This is a genomic window from Marinobacter sp. UBA2498 (assembly GCF_002341575.1).
GTDB lineage: Bacteria > Pseudomonadota > Gammaproteobacteria > Pseudomonadales > Oleiphilaceae > Marinobacter > Marinobacter manganoxydans.
Map to the genome: position 1 here is coordinate 720 of NZ_DDOI01000100.1, position 7,365 is coordinate 8,084.

At 57.0% G+C, this 7,365-nt stretch carries 7 protein-coding genes; 6 read left to right on the forward strand and 1 reads right to left on the reverse strand.

Annotation, left to right across the window (positions count from 1 at the left end; translation table 11 throughout):
* Positions 1-680: fumarate hydratase C-terminal domain-containing protein (locus B2W52_RS13865; protein ID WP_286803608.1), on the forward strand; the 680-nt coding region annotated here is incomplete at its 5' end.
* Between the two features lie 80 nt (positions 681-760).
* Here the strand turns inward: B2W52_RS13865 and B2W52_RS13870 are convergent.
* The gene (locus tag B2W52_RS13870; RefSeq protein WP_273072132.1) at positions 761-2,215 is read right to left on the reverse strand and encodes a protein adenylyltransferase SelO; all 1,455 of its coding nucleotides are present in this window, start codon (positions 2,213-2,215) and stop codon (positions 761-763) included.
* A 75-nt stretch (positions 2,216-2,290) separates the two neighbouring features.
* Between B2W52_RS13870 and B2W52_RS13875 the strand changes: the two genes are divergently transcribed.
* The 5 genes from B2W52_RS13875 to B2W52_RS13895 form a co-directional block, all read left to right on the forward strand.
* The gene (locus B2W52_RS13875; RefSeq protein ID WP_286803610.1) at positions 2,291-3,229 is read left to right on the forward strand and encodes a hypothetical protein; all 939 of its coding nucleotides are present in this window, start codon (positions 2,291-2,293) and stop codon (positions 3,227-3,229) included.
* A gap of 12 nt (positions 3,230-3,241) precedes the next feature.
* A complete protein-coding gene (locus B2W52_RS13880; RefSeq protein WP_053114824.1) occupies positions 3,242-4,057 on the forward strand; it encodes an HAD-IIB family hydrolase in 816 nt (271 codons plus the stop codon).
* Positions 4,058-4,093: 36 nt separating this feature from the next.
* Positions 4,094-5,317: a glycosyltransferase family protein gene (locus B2W52_RS13885; protein ID WP_053114825.1), complete on the forward strand. Its 1,224-nt coding sequence runs from the start codon at positions 4,094-4,096 to the stop codon at positions 5,315-5,317.
* Positions 5,314-7,053, forward strand: a complete 1,740-nt coding sequence (locus B2W52_RS13890; RefSeq protein ID WP_273072129.1) for a sugar phosphorylase — start codon at positions 5,314-5,316, stop codon at positions 7,051-7,053. Before B2W52_RS13885 ends, B2W52_RS13890 begins: the two co-directional genes overlap by 4 nt.
* 84 nt (positions 7,054-7,137) lie before the next feature.
* A partial coding sequence (locus B2W52_RS13895) for an alcohol dehydrogenase catalytic domain-containing protein (RefSeq protein WP_414673505.1) occupies positions 7,138-7,365 on the forward strand: 228 nt, incomplete at its 3' end.

Consider the following 7,365-nt stretch of genomic DNA (forward strand, 5'->3'; position numbering starts at 1 on the left):
CGACTCGCCACGCGCATTTCACTCTGGATGGCACCGGACCTTCCTTGCAGACGCCGCCGCGCCTGGAAGACTGGCCGGAAATCACCTGGGAAGTGGGCGACAACGTGCGTCGCGTGAACCTCGATACGGTGACCCCGGAAGACGTAAAGGATTGGCAGCCGGGCGAAACCGTCCTGCTCTCCGGCAAGATGCTGACTGGCCGGGATGCTGCCCACAAGAAGATGGTCGACATGATCGAGAAAGGCGAGGAACTGCCAGTCGATCTGAAGGGTCGCTTCATTTATTACGTAGGCCCTGTTGATCCGGTGCGCGAAGAGGTGGTTGGTCCCGCAGGCCCGACGACTGCAACCCGAATGGACAAGTTTACCCACACCATGCTTGAAAAGACCGGCCTTACCGGCATGATCGGTAAAGCAGAGCGCGGTCAGGTGGCCATCGACGCCATCAAGGAATTCGGTGCGGTCTACCTGATGGCCGTGGGCGGTTCCGCTTACCTGGTCTCCAAGGCCATCAAGAATGCGGAAGTGGTTGCCTTCCCGGAACTGGGTATGGAAGCCATTTACGAGTTCGAGGTCGAAGACATGCCGGTCACAGTTGCCGTTGATTCACGTGGCTCCTCTGTGCATCAGACAGGTCCTGCGGAGTGGCACGAGAAGATCATTGCTGCCAAGGCGGTCTGATCCCGGTAGGTGGCCGAAAAAAACAAAAGGGCCGGACGAGTATATCGTCCGGCCCTTTTTCGTTGGCTGGTGCAGCTACCTCAACTTGAACAGCTGATATTCAGGTGCTTGCCCCAATCCGGCGGCAATGCAGCATAAGCCTCACTTTCCGGTTGCTCGTCATAGGGGCGCTCGAGAACTTTCAATAGTGCTTTCATCGGTTCGTAATCCCCGTTTTGAGCTTCCTGGATGACCTGCTGGGCCAGGTAGTTCCTCAGCACATACTTCGGATTTACGCGGCGCATGGCGTATTCCCGCTCATCATGAGCGCGGCTTTCGTTCAGGAGTCTCTCCTCATAACGCTCCAGCCACTGGTCTGCCACACTTCGATCTACAAACAGATCCCGCACCGGCCCATGGCCATGGCTGTGCAGATTCGAGAGCGCCCGGAAGAAGGCCGTGTAGTCGACATGGTGCTCGTGCATCAAGCTGAAGGTATCCATGATCAGGCTCAGGTCCGCTTCATCCTCGATGATCAGGCCAAGCTTGTCTCGCATGTTCTGGAGGAAGCGCTCGTTGTAGGCCACTTCATAGCGGCGAAGCCCCCGGCGCACGTCGTCCTCCTCCATTACGGGGAGCAGGGCTGTGGCCAGGTAGCGGCAATTCTCGAACCCGACTTGTGGTTGACGGTTGTAGGCGTAGCGCCCGCCCTGGTCGGTATGGTTGCTTATATAGCCGGCATCGAAATCATCGAGGAATGCGAAAGGGCCATAATCAAAGGTGTCGCCGATGATGGACATGTTGTCGCTGTTCATCACGCCATGGCAGAAGCCGACTGCCTGCCAGTCCGCAATCGTTCTTGCCGTACGTTCCACCACTTCCTCGAACCAGCGGGCGTATCGATCATCATCCGGCAGGTTGATCAGATGAGGGAAGTGCAGCGAGATCACATGCTCAAGCAGAGTCTTTACGCTTTCAGGCCCTTCGTGGTGAGCGGCGAACTCGAAGTGTCCAAAGCGAATATGGCTTTGAGCCACGCGCACCAGTGCCGCCGCCGTCTCGATGGATTCCCTGCGCACCGGGTCTTTGGCGCTCACCATGAACAGTGCCCGGGTGGTAAGTATGCCAAGGCCATGCATGGCTTCGCTGCACAGGTATTCGCGAATGGTGGAGCGAAGCACGGCGCGGCCATCCCCGAAGCGGGAATAAGGAGTCATGCCGGCGCCTTTGAGGTGCCAGTCCCAGCGTCGTCCATCGGGGCCAACGGTTTCCCACAGTAGCAGTCCACGGCCGTCGCCCAGGTCGGGATTGTAGGCGCCGAACTGGTGGCCCGTGTATTTCATGGCCACAGGCTCCATGCCCTCGAGTAACTCTGATCCTGCACCCACGCCGGTCCACTCCGATTCGGAATCGGCGCGAAAGCCCATCTGTTCCGCGAGCTTGTGGTTGAAGCACACCATCTTTGCGTCTTTTAGTGGTGAGGGCTGAACCCGGGTATAAAAACTGTCCGGGAGCTCCAGGTAGCGATGCTCTATTCGAAAATCGTTGCCACTCATAAAACGCCTATACTCCCATTGGTATGAATTCTGCTGCCGTCTCTCTTAAGTCATCCATTGAACTGGAAACCCAACGTGTCTGATCGCTCGCTAGAACAAACCATCAGTGCCCTGATTCAGCAAGAAGGCCTGCCCGATGCCTACGCCGAAACGGTAGAAAAGACCATTCTGCCGCTCGCAGACCGAATCTGTGCGCTCCATGATACGGAAAAGCAACCCATTGTGGTTGGTATTCACGGAGCCCAGGGTACGGGTAAGTCTACGTTGACACTCTTTTTACGGGAAATTCTGCTGCGCCACCGCAACCGGTCTGCGGCCAATTTTTCCCTGGATGATATTTACCTTACCAGGGGTGAGCGCCAGGACCTCGCCGAACGGGTGCACCCGTTGTTTATAACCCGTGGCGTGCCGGGAACACACGACGTTGCGCTCGGGCAACAGGTCTTGAACCGCTTGCGCAGTGCAGCGCCTGAAGATGCCACCCCGATTCCTGCCTTCGACAAGTCGCGGGACGACCGGGTTCCCCGGGATCAGTGGCCTGTCTTCGGGGGAAGGGCGGAGGTCATTCTTCTTGAGGGGTGGTGCCTTGATGCGCGACCGGAGCAAGACAGTGCGCTTGCCCAGCCGATGAATCCTCTGGAGGAGAACGAGGACCCGGACGGCGTCTGGCGCAGCTATGTTAATGATCAGTTGAAAGGGGAATATCGGAAGTTTTTTGACGAAATCGATTTTCTGATCATGTTGAAGGCTCCCTCCATGGAGTGTGTTCTTGAGTGGCGTCGGCTTCAGGAGCAAAAGCTGGCAAATAAAATCCGTAATGCACCAAAAAGTGGCGAGCCCCATGATGGTGCACAGGAGTTGCGCATTATGACCGACGAAGAAGTCGGCCGCTTCGTGATGCACTATGAACGGGTTACTCGTGCCTGCCTCGCAGAAATGCCTGGGCGGGCTGATGTTCTGATCAACGTGGCCGAGGACCATTCCCTTGGCCTTCCGCAGTTTCGCGAGGCCTAACGGAGACCGGCCATGGCCAGACCCCATTTGATTCTCTTCTCGGATCTGGACGGCACCCTGCTGGACCACGACGACTACCGCTGGCACGCGGCGGGGCCCGCCCTGGAAAGGCTGAAGGCAGCCAATATTCCCCTGGTGCTTAACTCCAGCAAAACCATGCCGGAGATCCGGGCTTTGAGGGAAGAACTTGGAAACAACGATCCGTTTATTGTCGAAAACGGTGCAGCCGTGGTTATTCCGCCCCACGCCCTGGGCAATGAGGAAGAAGAAGTGGTGAATTTTGGTGCAACCCGGGAACGCGTCCTTGAGGTGCTGGGCACGCAACGGAAGAAGGGCGCGCGATTCAGGGGCTTTGCCGACATGTCTACCGATGAACTGGCAGCGCAGACCGGCCTGGATCCGGCAGCGGCCGGGCGGGCCAAAGAGCGGCTGGGAACCGAACCATTGATCTGGCAGGGCTCGGAGCAGGAGCTGGCGGAGTTTGAAGCGGCTCTGAGTGCCGAGGATCTCCGCCTGGTAGCAGGCGGACGTTTCCTCCATGCCATGGGTATATTTGATAAAGCCGATGGGGCCCGGTTCTTGCTAAACAAATACAAAGAGCAATACCGGGAGCAGTATGGCGATGGGCCAGTGTTGGCCATTGCCCTGGGTGATAGCCCCAACGATCAGCAGATGCTGGAATCGGCGGATATACCGGTGGTGATCCGGGGCGTAAAAAGCGAAGAGGTTCGGTTGCCTTCGGCAAAACACGCCATTCGCTCCCTCAAGCCCGGCCCCGAGGGCTGGAATGAGTGCGTGCTCAATCTCCTGTTTGAGTACGGGTACTGACCCGTTCGAGTGTGGGTATAAAAAAGGAGAGCCGCCATGGGCGACTTTTACCAGAATGGCATTATCACAACCCTTCATAACCTGGTTCGGCGTCCGGTAGAGGAACTCGAAGCGGAGCTGATGAGTTTTCGCAAGACCCGGCCCATGTCCCTGGTGTTGCCCTCCCTGTACTCGGAGCTGGAAGGGCCGGCCCTGAAAAATATCGTGCATGAGCTGGGCAAGGTGCCTTATCTGGACCAGGTGGTCATTGGCCTGGACCGAGCCAACGAGGAACAATACCGCCACGCTCTGGAGTACTTCTCCGAACTACCACAGAACTTCAAGGTGCTCTGGAACGACGGGCCTCGACTCAGGAACATTGACCTGAAGCTTCGGGAGCAGAACCTGGCACCAACGGAAATGGGTAAAGGGCGAAACGTCTGGTATTGCTTTGGCTATGTGTTGGCCTCGGGTGTCAGCAAATCCGTTGCCTTGCACGACTGCGACATCCTTACGTATTCCCGGGATCTTGTGGCCCGGCTGATCTACCCTGTGGCTAACCCCGGCTTCAACTACATGTTCTGCAAAGGCTACTACGCCCGTGTAGCGGACGGAACAATGAACGGAAGGGTCAGTCGCCTGTTGGTAACACCGTTGATCCGATCCCTGAAGAAGGTCTGCGGCCCCAACGATTTCCTGGATTACCTGGACAGTTACCGGTACCCACTGGCCGGGGAGTTCTCGTTTCGCACGGATGTGATCAATGATCTGCGTATTCCCAGCGACTGGGGACTGGAGATCGGTGTGCTGTCGGAGATGAAGCGTAACTACGCCACCAACCGCCTGTGCCAGGTGGATATTGCCGATGTCTATGATCACAAGCATCAGGAACTCTCACCGGAAGATGCCAGCAAGGGCCTGTCCAAAATGAGCATGGATATCGCCAAGGCTCTGTTCCGAAAATTGGCGACCAACGGTGAGATTTTCTCCAATGAGAAATTCCGTACTATCAAGGCCACGTACTTCCGTATTGCACTGGATTTTGTGGAGACCTATCAGAACGACGCCATTATCAACGGCCTGACGTTTGATCGACACAAGGAAGAGAAGGCGGTGGAGCTGTTCGCCCAGAACGTGATGCGGGCGGGCGCCTATTTCCTCGATAACCCGATGGACACACCTTTTATTCCCAGCTGGAACCGGGTCACAAGCGCGATTCCCGACATCAAGGAGCAGTTGCTGGAGGCCGTGGAGTTGGATAATGAGGAATTCCGGCCATGACCCAGGCTCTGAAAGCGAAGCTGGTTTCCATGCTGGATGTCGTCTATCCAGAGCTGGACTGTGAATTTCTGGCCGAACAGTTGCTGACCACTATGGGTCTGGAGCCCAACCAGGCGCCGCCGCCTGCGCACCAGAATAACTGGGATGAATCGGATGTGGTGCTGATTACCTATGCCGACACGGTTCAGCGGGCGGAAGAAAAACCACTGCAGACATTGCATCGGTTCCTCGCGGATTGCCTGTCAGATTCAATTTCTTCAGTGCACATTCTGCCGTTTTTCCCCTACAGCTCCGACGACGGTTTCTCGGTCATGGATTATCTGGCCGTCAACGAGTCCCACGGAAACTGGGAGGATATCGAGGGCATCGCCCGGGATTACAAGCTGATGGCGGACCTGGTGATCAACCATATGTCGGCCCGCAGCCGCTGGTTCGAGAATTTCCGCAAACGGGTAGACCCGGGCAAGGATTATTTCTTCGAGGGCAATCCAAGGGATGATCTGAGTGCCGTTGTGCGGCCCCGTACCTCGCCGCTCCTTAACCCGGTCCAGACCGACGATGGCGAGCGATATGTCTGGTGTACGTTCAGTGAGGATCAGGTTGACCTGAATTTTGCCAACCCGAAGGTGCTCATCGAGTTTGCTGCTATCATCCGGCGCTACCTGGAGCGTGGCATTATCATTTTCCGGCTCGATGCCGTCGCCTTCCTCTGGAAGGAACCGGGTACGCCCTGCATCCATCTGCAGCAAACCCATGAGCTGATCAAGATCCTGCGCCTGTTGATCGAGCACCACAGCCCGGATGCGGTAGTGATTACCGAGACCAACGTACCCAACCGCGAAAATCTCACCTATTTCGGCAACGCCAACGAAGCCCATGTAATCTATAACTTTTCCCTGCCGCCCCTGCTGATCAATACCCTGGTTACCGGTGACTGCAAGCACCTGAAAACCTGGCTGATGAGCATGCCGCCCGCGCAGATGGGCACCACCTATCTGAATTTTATTGCGTCCCACGATGGTGTGGGTATGCGGCCAACGGATGGTCTGCTGACGGAGGAAGAGAAGCAGCGACTGATCAACACCATGGACTCGTTCGGCGGCAAGGTCTCGTACCGGCGCACGCCGGATGGTCGCGACCAGCCCTACGAAATCAACATCGCCCTGTACGATGCGCTGCAAGGCACGGCGGAGTCGGGTCGGGACCACTGGCAGTTGCAGCGCTTCGTCTGCGCCCACACCGTGATGCTGGCGCTTGAGGGGATTCCGGCCTTCTACATTCACAGTCTGCTGGCGACTGAGAACGATCTGGAGCGGGTGGAGCACACCGGTCGGCTTCGATCCATTAACCGCAGCCAGTGGCAACTGGATACTCTGGAGCAGAAGCTCGCAGATCCCCTGAGCCATCACAGCAAGGCGTTCGAGGAGCTGAAGCGGCTGATTACCATCCGGCGTAAACAACCTGCGTTTCACCCGAACGCCACCCAGTTCACCCTGCATCTCGGCCTGCAGCTGTTTGGTTTCTGGCGCCAGAGTATGCGCCGGGACCAGTCCATCTTCTGCATTCACAACATCAGTAACGAGGTGCAGCAGGTAGCGCTGAGCGACATCAATCTCATCGGCACCGATCATTGGCTGGATCTGATTTCCGGGATGACTATTGATGATCTGTCTGGCTCGATCACCCTGAAACCTTATCAGAGTGTTTGGCTGTCCAACCTGGAAGTTACCGGCTGATCCTGTCTTTGCGCCATTTGTGCAATGCTCGGAAAACTTGGGGTATCCTGTGCCCATATGAGCAAGGCCGAGACGTCATACATGATCAAAGCAATCAAGGTAACCGGGGGCAATCTAAGCTGGGAGCCCTGGGAAGGACCGGGTGAACCGCCCGCAGACCACGTCGAAATCGAGGTTGTCTGGACAGCCATCAATCGTGCGGATCTCATGCAGCGCGCTGGCGTCTATCCCCCGCCTCCGGGAGCATCCGATATTCTCGGGCTGGAGGTCAGTGGTCGCATCGCTTCGGTCGGATCTGGCGTTACCCATCTC